The following is a 14,533-nucleotide window of genomic DNA, read 5'->3' as shown; positions in this document are numbered from 1 at the left end:
GAAATGATTTAAGCGAACTCTACAGTCATCTCTTCTATTTCTTTCTGACGTTGGAAATCCTTCTTTTTGCTCAAGTATAAATACATGGCAGGAATAACATAAAGCGTCAGCATTAATGAAAGCATTAAACCTCCAATAACCACGATACCCATGGCTCTTCGGCTTTCTCCGGCCGAACCCAAAGCTAAGGCAATAGGCAGGGCACCAAAAACAGTAGCTAGGGTGGTCATTAAAATAGGTCTGAATCTGGCACTAGACGCTTGAATAACGGCTTCCGACTTTGAAAATCCCTGTTCTCTCAATTGATTGGCAAATTCTACAATAAGAATTCCGTTTTTGGTGACAAGACCAATCAACATAATAATACCTATTTGGCTAAAAATATTAAGTGTTTGGTCAAATAGCCATAGGGATATCACAGCACCCGCAATGGCCAAAGGTACCGTTAGCATGATGATAAACGGGTCAATAAAACTCTCAAATTGAGCGGAAAGAATGAGGTAGACCAATACCAATGCTAGAATGAAAGAAAAGAGGGTATTACTAGAGCTTTCCTGAAAATCTCTGGAAGAGCCAGCTAAAGAAGTAAGAATGGCTTCGTCCCCTATGTTGTCTCTAATTCTGTCCATTGCGGCTATGCCATCGGCTATGGTTTTTCCTGGGGCCAAGCCTGCGGAAATGGTGGCAGACATATACCTGTCATAATGATAGAGCTGAGGAGGGCTACTTTGTTCTTCGGTTTTTACAATATTGTCGAGCTGAATGAGATCCCCTTGTGCATTTTTTACATACATGCTGCGGAGGTCAATAGGTTCGTTTCTATTGCTTCTGTCAAACTGGCCAATCACTTGGTATTGCCTTCCGTTCATGTTGAAATAACTAAAACGCTGCCCTGCAAAGGCCAACTGCATACTTTGTGCCACATCAGCCACTGCCACGTTCATACTTTTCGCTTTTTCTCTGTCGATAGTAATAGAAAGTTCAGGTTTACTAAACTTTAAATCTTGATCTACAATAGTGAAAGTAGGGTCGTTTTGGACGGCTTCCGCAAAAGCAGGTAAATACTCTCTCAGCTTTTCAAAGCCAGGAGCCTGAATGACGTACTGAACTGGTAAGCCCCCTCTTTTATTTAATGCGATAGTCTGTCTTTCACTCACAAATGCTTTTGCATCTGGAATGGACTTAAGTTGGGAGTTTAAATAATCTGCCCATTCAGATTGTGATTTTTTTCGTTCGTTTTTAGGCTTTAGTTTTACAGCACCAAAACCAGAATTGGCCGCACCAGAACCAGAAAATCCTGGAGAGGTAACACTTAAGATTCCGGTTATCTCGGGAATAGAATCCATAACACGCTGAGAAACTTTCTGCATAAAGTTATCCATGTATTCAAAAGAAGAACCTTCGGGACCCGTCATTCTTAAGCTTAAATCGCTGCGGTCGTCTAATGGAGCTAGCTCCGAGTCAAGATTACTTCCGAAATAATACGTTAAACCAAAAGTAGAAAGAAGAATTAAAACCGCTACCACTTTTTTATTAAGAAAGTTGGTAAGGCTGTTTTTATAATTAAGCTCCATTTTACTATAGAAAGGCTCTGTCATAGTCCAGAACTTTGTTTTCTTAATCACCTTTCTGTTCATGTAGGCATTAAGAATTGGTGTCAATGTAAGAGACACAAAGGCTGAAATCATTACGGCAGAAGCCAATACGATGCCGAATTCTTGGAAAAGTTTACCTACGAAACCCTCCATGAAAATAACGGGTAAGAATACTGCTGCCAATGTTATGGAGGTGGACAAAACCGCAAATAGAATTTCGTTGGATCCTTTTATGGCTGCTTCCACGGGTCTCATACCCGCTTCTATTTTCTTGTAAATATTTTCCGTGACTACTATACCGTCATCCACCACCAAACCAGTGGCTAGCACTATGGCCAGAAGTGTGAGCACATTGATAGAAAATCCAAAAATCCACATAATAAAGAAGGTTCCTACCAGAGAAACTGGAATATCAATCAACGGTCTTATGGCCACTATCCAGTCTCTAAAGAAAAGGAAGATGATGACCACCACTAGACATATGGCTATTAATATAGTCTCTGCTACTTCTTCGACAGATTGTTTCACAAAAACGGTGTTATCCATAATTGTTTCCATAGAATAATCATCTGGAAGCATGGCTTTAACTTGGTCGGCTCTTTTATGGGCTTCTTCTGAAATACTCAGGTAGTTGGAGCCTGGCTGTGGAGTAATGGCAATTCCTACCATGGGTACGCCATTCCATCTTAAAAGAGTTTCAGGGTTTTCAGGTCCTAACTCTGCAAAGCCAATGTCTTTAAAACGAATAATTTGTTGCCCTTGATTTCTGACAATCATGTTGTTGAAATCTTCTTCATTGGTAAACTTCCCGATGGTCTTCACCACCAGTTCCGTATTGTTTCCTTGAAGTTTTCCAGAAGGTAATTCTACGTTTTCTCTATCCAGAGCTGTTTTTACATCTTGAGTGGTGACGCCTTGAGAAGCCATTTTATCTGGGTTCATCCAGAGCCTCATGGCATACCTTTTAAAACCCCAAATTCTTACGGAGCTTACACCCTCAATCGTTTCAAACCTTGGAGAAATGACATTTTCTGCATAATCAGAAATCTCCAGCATGTCTCTTTTATCGCTTTGTAGCGTGAAAGAAAGGATAGTTTCCGAGTCAGCATCCGCCTTACTTACGTTAGGCAAACCGTCAATGTCGTTTGGTAGCTGCCTAACCGCCTGAGAAACTTTGTCTCTCACATCGTTGGCGGCACGTTCCATGTCGTGACCAAGTTTAAACTCTATGGTAATTCTACTAGAGCCTTGATTACTTGAAGAACTTACGGAACGTATACCTTCTACACTATTTAGAGCTTTTTCTAAAGGTTCCGTGATCTGTGATTCTATAATATCGGCATTAGCACCAGGGTAGCTGGTGCTGACCGTTACTACAGGAGGATCCACAGATGGGTATTCTCTAACACCCAGATACTGAAAACTAACTATTCCAAAGAGAAGAATCAGAAGATTCATCACAATGGCCAAGACGGGTCTTTTTATGGAGAGCGTTGATATCGACATATTAATTCTAGTTAGAAGTTACTACTGTACCAGCTTTTAACGTCTGGAGAGCTGTGGTAATAAGGGAGTCTCCTTCGCTTAACCCACTCAATACCTGAACCATTTTCTCATTTCTTAGTCCGGTTACAATAATGACTTCTTCTACCTTTCCATTTCTTTTAAGGTAAACTTTCTTACCCTCTAACACAGGAATTATGGTTTCAGAAGGAATCATTAATGAGCGTTCTTGGCCTAAGTTCAATTTTACTTTAACAAACATACCAGGCAATAATTTGCCGCTGGAGTTATTCGTCATACCTCTTATCTTCAACGTTCTTAAGGTTTCGTCTATTTTTGGGTCTACTGCCAATATTTTGGAGTTGAATTCTTCCACGGTACCATCAATAGAAAATGAAACGACCTGTCCTACTTTTACTTTGGTCAGATATTTCTCTGGAATGGAAAAGTCTATCTTTAAAGGATTGGTTTGAACCAAAGTGGCTATCAATGTATTAGGCGTAACATAAGCTCCTACAGAAATATTTTTCAAACCTATTCTACCAGAAAAAGGTGCTTTGACTTCCGTTTTAGCAAGTTCTACTTCTAGTAGTTCTTTGTCTGCTTTTAAAGTGCTTACTCTACTGGCGGAAATTTCATATTCTTCTTTACTGATGGCTTCTATTAAAAGTAGTTTTTTCTGACGAGCTTCAATTTGGTTTGCAAGTTGTTCTTCAATCGCCACTTTCTTCAGTTGAGCACGAATGTCGTCATCTTTAATTTTTGCAATTAAGGCACCCTTCTGAACATATGAACCTTCACGGAGATTTAATTGAACCAATCTTCCAGAGGTTTCACTTCTTAGTTCTACTTCCTCATTGGGAGCGAGTGTTCCAGAGGAATAAACCAGTTGATCGGAATTGTCAATTGAAACCGGAATCGTACTTACAAATGTGGCATTGGGCCCTTTTCCAGCACCGGAAGCGGCTGGAGAAGCATCTGAGTCATTCCAGAAAAATATTTTTCCTATAACCAACAGTGCCAAAAGCACACCAACAATTATCAAGGGTTTCATATAAATGGAGTGTTATTCTATATTATAGTGATTATTAATTTTGCCAAATTAACTCCTTTGAATAGTACAGGATACTTTATATGGATGGAGCTAAGTAATGAATAGACCAAAGGATTGTTTGTATATACTTCTGTGGATATACCCTTTTCACCGCCATTTTTACATTTTTTTCCTATTATTTGTGGCTTCTTTTTGAAAGCTTTGTACTTTTGTGGCACTAATTTAAAAAAGCAAAAAGGCATGTTTAATTATCAGTTTCCTACTTGGTTACCAATATTGTTTTTCGTTCTTCTATTATCAGGTGCTTTCGTTGTTGGAAAGTGGTTGGTTAAGAACGATAGAAAGTACAAGGGTTTTTAAAAAATTCCTTCTTCTAAGTGTAGGATATTCTTATTAGGTAGTTTCTTTTGAAACACCCTAGTTAAAATGTGGCTACGGCTACCATTTGAACATGCTATAATTAGTGTGTCAAAATTTGCAAGTTCCTTTAAATGTTCATTGATTAAATGAGCGGGAATGTTTATACCTCCTATATTAAAGTCTAGAAATTCTGAGGTTTCTCTTACATCCACTATTGTGGCGTTTTCGTTCTTCAAAATCTCAAACATTTCTTTCTGGTTAATCTGCTGCATATTATTTAAAGTGCGTTTTCGTTTGCAAAGCTATAAAAACCGGAATCGGTGTAAATGATATGGTCGGCAATTAGCATATCTAATAGCTCAGCAGCAAGTTTCATTTTTTTAGTAAGCTGAATGTCTGGCTGGCTAGGTCGGGCCCTACCAGACGGATGATTATGAATAAGCACAATGCTACTAGCTAGATTTTCAACAGCGATTTTAAAGACAATTTTAGGGTCTGCTAAAACAGATGCAACACCGCCCTGTCCAATCTTATAGTGTTTTATGGGTCTTCTGACTTGGTCTAAAAGTAAAATCCAAAACTCTTCGTGTAATAAATCAGATAAAATGGGTTTGAAGAACTCGTAGGCTTTCTGTGGAGAGTCTACTTTCTGGATCTTCTCTGTATTTTCTATTTTTCGTCTTCTACCTAACTCTAAGGCTGAAACTATTGAAATGGCTTTAGCTTCCCCTATGCCTTTGAAATTCATCAGCTCTGGTATGGAGGCTTTGGCTAATTTGTTGATATCGTTTTGGAAAAAATCTAAAATCTCCCTGGCCAGTTCTACGGCAGATTTTTCTCGACTACCAGAGCCTATAAGAATGGCTATGATTTCAGAATTTGAAAGAGCACTTCTTCCTTTGAGTAGTAGTTTTTCTCTAGGTCTGTCTTCTTCAGCCCATTGAGAGATAGCGGGTTTGTGTGTGTATTGCATTTTGAAATATACACCGTTTTATTCCAAAACAAAAAAGCCACCCTCATAGAGAGCGACTTAAGATATCTTTTTCACCGGAGCTTTGGCTTATGCAGCTAAACCGTTTACTAACTTAGTCAATGAAGACTTGATGTTAGCAGCTTTGTTTTTGTGAATTACGTTCTTACGAGCTAATTTATCAAGCATTGCAGAAACAGCTTTCAACTGCTCAGTAGCTTCTACTGCATCCGTAGCCGCACGTAATTTTCTTACTGCAGTACGCGTAGTTTTGTGCTGATATTTATTTCTTAAAGTCTTAGCTTCGTTAGACCTGATTCTTTTTAATGCTGACTTATGATTTGCCATTTATATAAAATATTTACGATTCGTCTTCTTTCGGGGTGCAAAGATAAAAAGAAAGAAAATAATTTGCTAATCTATCTTGTAAAAAAGTGAAAGTTTAATAAAATAATTCATTTGATTACCGTCAAATACTTTAAAATGACTAAAATTAGTACTCATCTAAGCTTTTTGTCCATTGGTAAGAAAAAATAAATTCTTTATTACTAGTCTTGTTCTTGTCATTTTTACGGTTTGCAGTTCTTTTATTTGGGGTTTTTATGCCCATCAGCAGATAAATAGGTTGGCGGTTTACACCCTGCCAGTAGAGATGCTTGGTTTTTTTAAGAGCAATATAGATTACGTTACAGAGAATGCCGTCAATCCTGATAAACGACGTTACGCAGTTGAAGGAGAAGCTCCTCGTCATTATATTGATTTAGATGTCTATCCTAAGGCCATCCAAGAAGATTTGGCAACTTTGAGTTGGTCTAAAGCCGTAGAAAAGTATTCGGAAGATTCTTTAATGGCTTATGGCGTGGTGCCTTGGCAAGTAATTAGAATGAAGTATCAGTTAACAGAAGCTTTTACCAAAAAGGATGTCAAAAATATTCTTAGGCTTTCTGCTGACGTGGGACATTATATAGCAGATGCACATGTTCCGCTGCATACCACAGAAAATTATAATGGACAAATGACCAATCAAATTGGTATTCATGGTTTTTGGGAGTCCAGGTTACCAGAACTCTTTTCAGGCAAGTATTCCTTTTGGTTGGGACAGGCTTTTTACATTGAAAATGTGCCTAAGCGTATTTGGGGCGTGGTTTTTAGTTCTCATGCTGCCTTAGATTCTGTGTTTGCTTTTGAGAAAGAAGTAACCCTGAAGATGAATGACGATAAGAAGTTTTCTGTAGGAGAGCGGAATGGACAAACGGTACGAGAGTACTCTAAGGACTTTTCCAAGAAATATCACAAGATGCTAGAAGGTCAGGTAGAAAAAAGAATGCGTTCTTCCGTGAAAATGATAGGAGATTTTTGGTTCACCTGCTGGGTAGATGCTGGCCAGCCCAATTTGGATGACCTCGGTGTTTACGATTTTGAAAGTTCTGGTGAAGAAGAGGTGGAGCTTAAAAAAGCATGGCTTCGCCAAATATTAAAAGTGAGAAGAGAGGCTGATGATATTTGATGCTATCTCTTATCCTATACTTATGGGTAGCTCTTTAAACATTACATCTATGTATTTATCGCCATTTTTGTACATTAAACTCAGGTAAGTGTGGGCATTTACATCGGCCGCTATGACACAGTTAAACTCCCATGAGGTGCTAAATGCGTCTTCCTTTTCTGTCTGATAGTAAGTGTACGTATTTCCGTTAAGCACAATAGAGGTTGGTGTATGATTTGAGTTAGTGAAAATATTAATAGCGTCAGTTCCATTAAGGTCTGTGATAACATAAATGAAATTATCTCGTACATCTCCAGGAATTGAATTGCCAACACTTAGATCGAAGTTAAATAATGACATAGGACATCCATTGCTCCCAACACCATGCTCAAAGAACAGAAAATCAAAAGGATAGGAGTTTGCATCAATGAGCAAGTCGGGAAAGACTTCACTTGGCTAATTTACATTTGGAGATTTTGTGATAGAGCCATTTAGGAAATGGTAACTCTGGTATCTCCTGAAAGTGTAAAGTAATAGTTCCAAGGGGTGTTTCATCACTAATAATGACCAATTCTATTTCAAATTCAGTTTTTCTAAGTTTTTAGGTAAAGTAAGTTGAACCCGCTTTATGCATTAGGTAATCTCCCGATAGCTATCGGGACTGTAGTTAAATTGCTTCAAATCAGTACGTAAACCCATTTAAACTCAATCACTATAGCGGTGCTATGCTAATTTCCTTTAATTATCTGATTTATTGTATTTTAACTACTCCCCAACACATAATCCGGGTTGAACCATTTGAAAGCTATGCTCCATAAGCGTTTCCGTTTGATGGAATAAGTGGAATCGGCTTCTATATCTAAGTTTGTTGGGCTACCCATATCCCTAAATGAAACATGATTGGGGCTGTTTTATACACGCAGTGCAATCGGCGAACTTTGAGGGAGAAGTTTTTTGATGTCCTTATTGGTGAATTCTAAATCGGGGGTAACAGTTATTGGGATGTCAATGAGACCCTTTGTGCTAATCTTCTCAACTTTTAATGCTTTTGCTTTTCTGCCTCTTTCTGAAAAATTACCTTCTGAATATTCAAAGGTATAGGAATTGGTAATGGTCGTTTCAGGATTGTCAAAGTCACGAGAAGTTTTGGCCAGCGGAAATTCAAATTGTTCTACTTCTTTTTTTTACTGCTGGTTCGTCTTCTATGAGAATGGGTGTGTTACTGGAGCTTGTTTTTTTACATGAACTGACTAAAAACAGAAAGGGGGAAATTATTAATAAATGCAGTTTAATGTTTTTCATAACGATATAGATGCTTTACTATAAAGTCATTTAGATTAAGGGACAATTTCAATAAAATCAGGATATGTCTATACGTAAAAAGCCTGATCCGCTAAGATCAGGCTTTTTTTGATTCTTTTTTTTGAATTAGTTTTAACCCGCTTTTACAGCTGCTGTCAATTTAGGGAGAACATCAAAAACGTCTCCTACAATACCGTAATCTGCCGCCTTAAAGAAAGGTGCCTCTGGGTCAGTATTGATCACTACAATCACTTTAGAGGAGTTAACGCCAGCTAAGTGCTGAATGGCTCCTGATATTCCACAAGCGATATAAAGATTTGGTGAAACTTTAACGCCTGTTTGTCCTACGTGTTCGTGATGAGGCCTCCAGTCTAGGTCAGACACTGGTTTAGAGCACGCTGTGGTGGCTCCTAAAGCTTCCGCTAGGTCCAATAGTGGTTGCCAGTTTTCCGGCCCTTTCATGCCCCTTCCTCCAGAGACTACTAAATCTGCTTCTGGTAAAGGAACCGTTCCTGTAGCTTTAAGTGTTTCGGTGATTTTTGCACCAAAGGCAGCCTCATTAACATCCGCTTGAAATGCTTCTACCGTTGCAGTGGGATCCGAAACTACAGGAGTGATGGCGTTCTTCTTTAAAGCTAGAACTTTGATGTCTGTGCTTATAGACGTTTCTGCAAAGGCTTTTCCTGTGAAAATACTTCTGGTAACCGTAAAGCCGTTGTCTAGGTTTGGTAAGTCTGTTACATTGCCTACCACGCCTGCCTTAAGTGCCCCCGCAGTTCTTGCCGTTACGGCATCTGCTAAGGAAGACTTTGCTGTAATAATAACCTTAGCACCTGTGCTTTTGGCTGCCGCGATTAGTACTTCAGAATATGCCATAATACTGGCAGATTCTAGTTTACTGTCATCTGCGTGTAATACTTTAGTTGCCCCGTAGTTGCCTAATTTTGCTAATTCAGCTTCCGTGGTGTTTCCTATCGCTATGACCGTATTGGTGCCACCCATCATTTCCGCTACTTTGGCTCCATAATAAACGGCTTCTAAAGAGGTCTTTTTTACTGCTCCATCTGCTAATTCTGCAAATACTAAAATTGACATGATGTTTTTTGTTTAATGTTTGAGACTGGATGTCTGTTTTCCAGCGTTTTAATCTATTTTTTTGTTAAATGCAATCATCATATTCATCAAATAAAATGCTTCTGCTTCCTGTTTAATGAACCGATTTGCATTTATATATTTTCTTCTTTGTGGTAAGCATGTGACTACTTTGACTAATGCATATCCAAGTAATTTAGGAAACCATTCTTATGATTGAAAATTTAAACTTCAATCATCCGATATCTATCACAGGACAAGTTAAATCACCTTAGCTTCCGTTCTTAAAAGCTCAATCAACTTTTCGGCTTCTTCTGCTGGAATCATTTTACAAGCTCCTTTGGCAGGAGGCAATGTATAAGAAGAAACGCTAGTTAAGCTCTCGCCAATCGGCTGAACTACATTAAGTGGTTTCTTTCTGGCGGTCATAATACCTCTCATGCTAGCAATTTTCCATTCCGCTATGGGTTCTTGACATCCTAAAACTAGAGGAAGTGTAGCTTCAATCTTCTCTTTTCCACCTTCTATTTCTCTGGAGATTTTAGCTTTGTTACCATCTATGGTCAATTCCATTACGGGAGATAAAGAAGGAATACCCAAAAGTTCTCCAACGATGCCATGCACCACGCCAGAGTTATAATCTGTCGTTTCTCTTCCCATCATGATCAAGTCGTATCCGGCATCTTTGGCTATATGGGCTATTTGCTCCGCTACAAAGTAAGAGTCTGTAGGTTCAGCATCCACTCTGATGGCGTCGTCTGCTCCAATGGCTAGTGCTTTTCTTATTTGAGGGTCAGAAGATGCGGTGCCTACATTAATGACAGTCAACGTTCCACCACTTTGTTCTTTAAGTTCCACCGCTCTGGCTAGAGCATAATCGTCATAGGGGCCTATTATGTAAGTAACCCCGTTGGTATCAAAGGCGGTATTATCATCTGTAAAACTGATTTTGGAAGTTGTATCAGGAACACTTGAAATACAAACGAGTATTTTCATGCTTATTAAAATTTGTTAAATTGAAATATAGATATTTGAATCAAAAGATTCAAAATTGTTATGCATGCATAACATTACAAATGTAACGAGCCCATTAAGAGAATGCAAGAAGACCGTTTGAAATTATTATTGGAATTTTTAGAAGCAGATCCTGAGGATCCATTTAATAGGTATGCTGTAGCTATGGAGCTATTAAAAGGAGATTTGAAAAGAGCAAAAAGCCATTTAGAGCGTCTGGTGAAGGAGTTTCCAGATTACCTGCCGACTTATTATCAGTTGGCAAAAATCTACTTTGATAGTGACGATTTAGAAGAAGCAGAGCAAATATATTTAGGAGGCATTGCTTTAGCGAAATCTCAAAATAACGGGAAGATTCAAAGGGAATTGGAAGGAGCTTATGAGATGCTGAAGGATGAAATGGAGGAATGGTAGCTTCGAGTGCTTCAGCCACTATCGGGTGCCTCAGTCACCTTTGAAAGTCTCAGCTAAGGTCGAGTGTTGTTTTAAATGATGTTTAGTGTAAAATAAGTTATAGTGATGTATAAAAAGTTAAAAGTGAATACCAGTGGAAATGGAGCGTCAAGGATTTTGATGATTTATACTGGAGGGACCTTAGGTATGGTTTATGATAAGCAGAAGAAAACCTTAGTGCCTTTTGATTTTGATGAAATTCAAAAAAACATTCCTGAGCTAGAGCGTTTTGAGTCTGAATTAACCATTATCCCTTTAGAGCCACCTATTGATTCGTCTAACATGAGCCCTGCCATCTGGCTGGAGTTGGCAAAAATGATTGAGGATAATTATCATGAATATGATGGTTTCGTTATACTACATGGAACCGATACTATGGCTCATACCGCGTCCGCTTTGAGTTTTTTGTTTGAGAACTTGGCAAAGCCAATCATTTTAACGGGAGCTCAGCTTCCCATAGGCGTGGCCAGAACAGATGCTAGGGAGAATATGATGACGGCTTTAGAACTAGCGGCAGACAAAGTGGATGGTGAAACTATTTTATTCGATGTCTGCATTTATTTCAATGGAAGGTTACTGAGAGGAAACAGGGCTAAAAAATATGAAAGTTCCCAGTTTGATGCCTTTCAGTCGGAAAACTATCCAATGCTGGCAGAAGTGGGTATTTATTGTGTTTATAACAGACCTTATATGATGCCAAAGCCGGAGAGGGAATTTACTTGTTATGCCCATTTAAACACTAATGTTTTGATTTTAAAACTCTTTCCTGGGCTTTCAAATTTATTTGTAAAACACTTGTTGGCCACGGAAAATTTAGAGGCTGTAGTTCTAGAGACTTTTGGTTCTGGAAATGCGTCGTCTGATCCTGAATTTTTAGGAATTCTCCAAGATGCTTCTGAGCGTGGCATTATTATTTTAAATGTTTCGCAGTGCAGTGGGGGAGAGGTGCGTCAAGGCGACTATGATACTGGAAAAGGTCTTCAAGCTGCTGGGGTAATTAGTGGAAAAGATATGACCACGGAGGCGGCTGTATGTAAACTCATGTTTTTGCTAAGTCAGAATTTGGCTAGACCACGCCTAAAAGAAATGCTAGAATCAAATTTAAGGGGGGAAGTGGTAGATTAATCCCATAATTTAAGGAAAATAGCCTAAAGTTCATGCTAATCTTAGCTTTATTTTGTCGGAATGAAAAGAAACTGTTAAATTTGCAAGCCGAAACTAAAAGCAGCTGATTTTGGTAGGTTAATTTACCAAAAAAAGCAACACAGAGGGATGTCCGAGTGGCTGAAGGAGCACGCTTGGAAAGCGTGTAAGTCAGCAATGGCTTCGCGGGTTCGAATCCCGCTCCCTCTGCTTTTTTTTCATTATTTATAGAGTTTTTAGCAGGTTTTGCTAAGGGGTTCCTCACGGAACTTTCAGGATATTCCGCTCTATGGAGAAAGCTGGAAAATCAGTTTGATGTTTAATTCTAAGAACATCTCAGCTTACATCTTTGAAAATTTATTTAAGTCGTAACCAAGAATTTTGTTCTTGGTTGTTTTTCTTTGTTATTATGTATAAAAAACGAATTGTTGTAAAAGTCGGTACAAATGTCATGGTCAATAAATCCAGGAGGCTTGTTAAGCCTGTTTTGGAAGGTTTGGTACAGCAAATTGCTGCTTTATTTGAAGAGGATATTATCTGTGTGTTGGTGTCTTCAGGTTCTGTGATTGCTGGTAGAGAGATTTTAGGAAGAATCAAAATTCAAGACAAAGCCCAAAAAAGACAGGTGTATTCTTCTGTAGGCCAGCCAAGAATGATGCTTCATTACTATAATATTTTTAGTAGATATGGAATGAATTGTGCTCAGGTGCTAGCTACCAAAAGAGATTTTAATCCTGGGAGGCATCGTGAAAACATGATTAACTGTTATGAGGGTTTACTTTCTGAAGGGGTAATTCCTATTGCCAATGAAGACGATGCTGTTTCTATAACCAGTTCAATGTTTTCGGATAACGATGAATTGGCATCGCTAGTGGCAGAGTTGATAAGTGCAGATATGCTTATTATTTTGACGAGTACCGATGGTCTTTATGACGGAGACCCGGATGCTCAACATACTAAGCTTATAAAAAATGTAAGCGTGGGTGAAAACGTAGAGAAATACGTGGAGGATAAGGCTAAAGGAGAAGGAGAAGGGAGAGGAGGAATGGCTTCCAAATTGAACATGGCAAAGGCTACTGCAGCTAAAAATATTCCTACAATCATAGCCAATGGTAATAGGCCGAATGTCATACTTGATATTGTCCATGGCGAAGCCATAGGCACTAGAGTGTCCCTATAATTGGTTACTACTTAAAAACGGGCTATTTCACAAAGGTGAGGTAGCCCGTTTTTGTTTAGATAGGATTCTTGACATTATTGTTAAGCTTATTTTGAGTGTCTTAAAATGGTATAGGTTTAGGGATGTGAAAACTAGAGTTGCGTTTTTCTTGATTTGGTCGAGCGAATATTAAGCTTTAAGTGAAATTGTTTCAAACTGATGAAGTAATCGACCTGTAAAACTTAAGTTTTCAATATATTTGACTTGTATTTATCTCAACCCATTTAAATAATATCAATGAAAAACTTAAAAAGTAGCTTGTCTACTTATTCGGCATTTGTTCTTACACTCCTGTTATTCTCCTGTGGTGCTAATGAAAGCAAGTCTTCTGAAGAAGAAAAAGCACCACGAATTCAACTCGTACAAAATGCATCTGAGCAGAAAGTAGATGTGATGATTGACGGAAATTTATTCACTTCTTACATTTACCCATCTACCATTAAAAAGCCAGTTTTGTATCCTTTAATTACTCCAAAGGGAACAAAAATAACAAGGAAGTTTCCTTTGGAGCCTTCTGTTGGCGAGCGTGTAGACCATCCTCACCATGTAGGTATGTGGTTTAATTATGGAGATGTAAATGGTTTAGATTTTTGGAATAATTCAGATTCTATTCCAGAAGAAAAGAGAGAGCATTATGGGACTATTGTTCATAAAGAAATAGTGTCTGCAAAAGATGGTGACGATGAAGCTCAATTAGAAGTGGCCATGGACTGGGTAGGACCTGATGGCACTGTTTTACTTAAAGAAAATACTACATTTATTTTTAGAGCTTTAGATAACGAATATTCAATTGACCGCATTACAAAACTGACTGCGGCTAATGGTGAGGTAAACTTTAAGGATAATAAAGAGGGTGTCCTAGGCATCAGGCTTACCCGTGAGATGGAACATCCTTCTGACAAACCAGATATTTTTACAGATGCTAATGGTATAGCTACGACCGTAAAAGCATTGAATAATGAAGGTGTAAATGGTCATTACTTAAATGCGGAAGGTGTAGAAGGTGAAGCTTGTTGGGGATTGAGATCTAATTGGATGAACTTAGGCTCTAAAATTGGAAACGAAGAAATTTCTCTGGCTATACTAGACCATAAAGAAAACGTGGGTTACCCTACCTACTGGCATGCTAGAGGTTACGGCTTATTTGCCGCCAATCCTCTTGGTCAAGAGGTTTTCAGTGATGGAAAAGAGAAGTTGAACCTTAAATTGGCAGATAAGGAAAGTGTTACTTTCAAACATAGAGTAATCATTGCTAGCAGTGCTTTAAATAAAGAAATCTTGGATAAAAGGTTTACGGAATTTTCGGCCCAATAAATAATACTATTCAAACCTATAAAATAGA

13 protein-coding genes and 1 tRNA gene are annotated in these 14,533 nt (G+C 38.5%); 6 read left to right on the top strand and 8 right to left on the bottom strand.

Features of this window, described 5'->3' with window-relative positions:
* Positions 1 to 8 precede the first annotated feature (8 nt).
* From ACTBZY_RS21855 to rpsT, 5 genes are all read right to left on the bottom strand, one after another.
* Positions 9 to 3,101: an efflux RND transporter permease subunit gene (locus ACTBZY_RS21855; RefSeq protein WP_463048516.1), complete on the bottom strand. Its 3,093-nt coding sequence runs from the start codon at positions 3,099 to 3,101 to the stop codon at positions 9 to 11.
* A 7-nt stretch (positions 3,102 to 3,108) separates the two neighbouring features.
* Complete coding sequence (locus tag ACTBZY_RS21850; protein ID WP_463048515.1) at positions 3,109 to 4,152, bottom strand: efflux RND transporter periplasmic adaptor subunit; 1,044 nt, start codon at positions 4,150 to 4,152, stop codon at positions 3,109 to 3,111.
* A gap of 356 nt (positions 4,153 to 4,508) precedes the next feature.
* Positions 4,509 to 4,784: a rhodanese-like domain-containing protein gene (locus ACTBZY_RS21845; RefSeq protein ID WP_463048514.1), complete on the bottom strand. Its 276-nt coding sequence runs from the start codon at positions 4,782 to 4,784 to the stop codon at positions 4,509 to 4,511.
* A 5-nt stretch (positions 4,785 to 4,789) separates the two neighbouring features.
* The gene (gene radC / locus ACTBZY_RS21840; protein ID WP_463048513.1) at positions 4,790 to 5,485 is read right to left on the bottom strand and encodes a RadC family protein; all 696 of its coding nucleotides are present in this window, start codon (positions 5,483 to 5,485) and stop codon (positions 4,790 to 4,792) included.
* Positions 5,486 to 5,572: 87 nt separating this feature from the next.
* On the bottom strand, positions 5,573 to 5,830 hold the full coding sequence (gene rpsT / locus ACTBZY_RS21835) for a 30S ribosomal protein S20 (RefSeq protein WP_463048512.1): 258 nt from the start codon (positions 5,828 to 5,830) through the stop codon (positions 5,573 to 5,575).
* 172 nt (positions 5,831 to 6,002) lie between these two features.
* On the opposite strand from rpsT, the gene ACTBZY_RS21830 reads away from it, so the two are divergent.
* Positions 6,003 to 6,989 (top strand): zinc dependent phospholipase C family protein, encoded by a 987-nt coding sequence (locus ACTBZY_RS21830; protein ID WP_463048511.1) that lies wholly within the window; start codon positions 6,003 to 6,005, stop codon positions 6,987 to 6,989.
* 9 nt (positions 6,990 to 6,998) lie between these two features.
* Here ACTBZY_RS21830 and ACTBZY_RS21825 read toward each other — a convergent pair whose 3' ends face one another.
* From ACTBZY_RS21825 to ACTBZY_RS21815, 3 genes are all read right to left on the bottom strand, one after another.
* On the bottom strand, positions 6,999 to 7,328 hold the full coding sequence (locus tag ACTBZY_RS21825) for a hypothetical protein (RefSeq protein ID WP_463048510.1): 330 nt from the start codon (positions 7,326 to 7,328) through the stop codon (positions 6,999 to 7,001).
* 1,074 nt (positions 7,329 to 8,402) lie between these two features.
* Entirely contained in the window at positions 8,403 to 9,365 is a 963-nt protein-coding gene (locus ACTBZY_RS21820) for an electron transfer flavoprotein subunit alpha/FixB family protein (protein ID WP_463048509.1), read from the bottom strand.
* Between the two features lie 258 nt (positions 9,366 to 9,623).
* On the bottom strand, positions 9,624 to 10,358 hold the full coding sequence (locus tag ACTBZY_RS21815; RefSeq protein WP_463048508.1) for an electron transfer flavoprotein subunit beta/FixA family protein: 735 nt from the start codon (positions 10,356 to 10,358) through the stop codon (positions 9,624 to 9,626).
* 102 nt (positions 10,359 to 10,460) lie between these two features.
* Here ACTBZY_RS21815 and ACTBZY_RS21810 point away from each other — a divergent pair, with 102 nt between their 5' ends.
* The 5 genes from ACTBZY_RS21810 (at position 10,461) to ACTBZY_RS21790 (ending at position 14,505) form a co-directional block, all read left to right on the top strand.
* Positions 10,461 to 10,790 (top strand): tetratricopeptide repeat protein, encoded by a 330-nt coding sequence (locus ACTBZY_RS21810; protein WP_463048507.1) that lies wholly within the window; start codon positions 10,461 to 10,463, stop codon positions 10,788 to 10,790.
* 105 nt (positions 10,791 to 10,895) lie between these two features.
* On the top strand, positions 10,896 to 11,954 hold the full coding sequence (locus tag ACTBZY_RS21805; protein ID WP_463048506.1) for an asparaginase: 1,059 nt from the start codon (positions 10,896 to 10,898) through the stop codon (positions 11,952 to 11,954).
* Between the two features lie 141 nt (positions 11,955 to 12,095).
* A tRNA-Ser gene (locus ACTBZY_RS21800) sits at positions 12,096 to 12,182 on the top strand.
* Positions 12,183 to 12,381: 199 nt separating this feature from the next.
* A complete protein-coding gene (gene proB / locus ACTBZY_RS21795; RefSeq protein WP_463048505.1) occupies positions 12,382 to 13,152 on the top strand; it encodes a glutamate 5-kinase in 771 nt (256 codons plus the stop codon).
* A gap of 276 nt (positions 13,153 to 13,428) precedes the next feature.
* Entirely contained in the window at positions 13,429 to 14,505 is a 1,077-nt protein-coding gene (locus ACTBZY_RS21790; protein ID WP_463048504.1) for a DUF6807 domain-containing protein, read from the top strand.
* Positions 14,506 to 14,533 lie beyond the last annotated feature (28 nt).

The sequence above is a fragment of the Arcticibacterium sp. genome (assembly GCF_055134445.1).
The sequence above is the reverse complement of the archived record's forward strand: the minus strand, read 5'-3'. Positions and strand labels throughout refer to the sequence as shown.

What these genes read in the sequence shown, in the direction of transcription:
- ACTBZY_RS21855 (WP_463048516.1), bottom strand. Translation starts at nt 3,101, where the DNA reads ATGTCGATATCAACGCTCTCCATAAAAAGACCCGTCTTGGCCATTGTG.
- rpsT (WP_463048512.1), bottom strand. Translation starts at nt 5,830, where the DNA reads ATGGCAAATCATAAGTCAGCATTAAAAAGAATCAGGTCTAACGAAGCT.
- ACTBZY_RS21820 (WP_463048509.1), bottom strand. Translation starts at nt 9,365, where the DNA reads ATGTCAATTTTAGTATTTGCAGAATTAGCAGATGGAGCAGTAAAAAAG.
- ACTBZY_RS21850 (WP_463048515.1), bottom strand. Translation starts at nt 4,152, where the DNA reads ATGAAACCCTTGATAATTGTTGGTGTGCTTTTGGCACTGTTGGTTATA.
- ACTBZY_RS21790 (WP_463048504.1), top strand. Translation starts at nt 13,429, where the DNA reads ATGAAAAACTTAAAAAGTAGCTTGTCTACTTATTCGGCATTTGTTCTT.
- radC (WP_463048513.1), bottom strand. Translation starts at nt 5,485, where the DNA reads ATGCAATACACACACAAACCCGCTATCTCTCAATGGGCTGAAGAAGAC.
- ACTBZY_RS21810 (WP_463048507.1), top strand. Translation starts at nt 10,461, where the DNA reads ATGCAAGAAGACCGTTTGAAATTATTATTGGAATTTTTAGAAGCAGAT.
- ACTBZY_RS21805 (WP_463048506.1), top strand. Translation starts at nt 10,896, where the DNA reads ATGTATAAAAAGTTAAAAGTGAATACCAGTGGAAATGGAGCGTCAAGG.
- ACTBZY_RS21825 (WP_463048510.1), bottom strand. Translation starts at nt 7,328, where the DNA reads ATGTCATTATTTAACTTCGATCTAAGTGTTGGCAATTCAATTCCTGGA.
- ACTBZY_RS21815 (WP_463048508.1), bottom strand. Translation starts at nt 10,358, where the DNA reads ATGAAAATACTCGTTTGTATTTCAAGTGTTCCTGATACAACTTCCAAA.
- ACTBZY_RS21845 (WP_463048514.1), bottom strand. Translation starts at nt 4,784, where the DNA reads ATGCAGCAGATTAACCAGAAAGAAATGTTTGAGATTTTGAAGAACGAA.
- proB (WP_463048505.1), top strand. Translation starts at nt 12,382, where the DNA reads ATGTATAAAAAACGAATTGTTGTAAAAGTCGGTACAAATGTCATGGTC.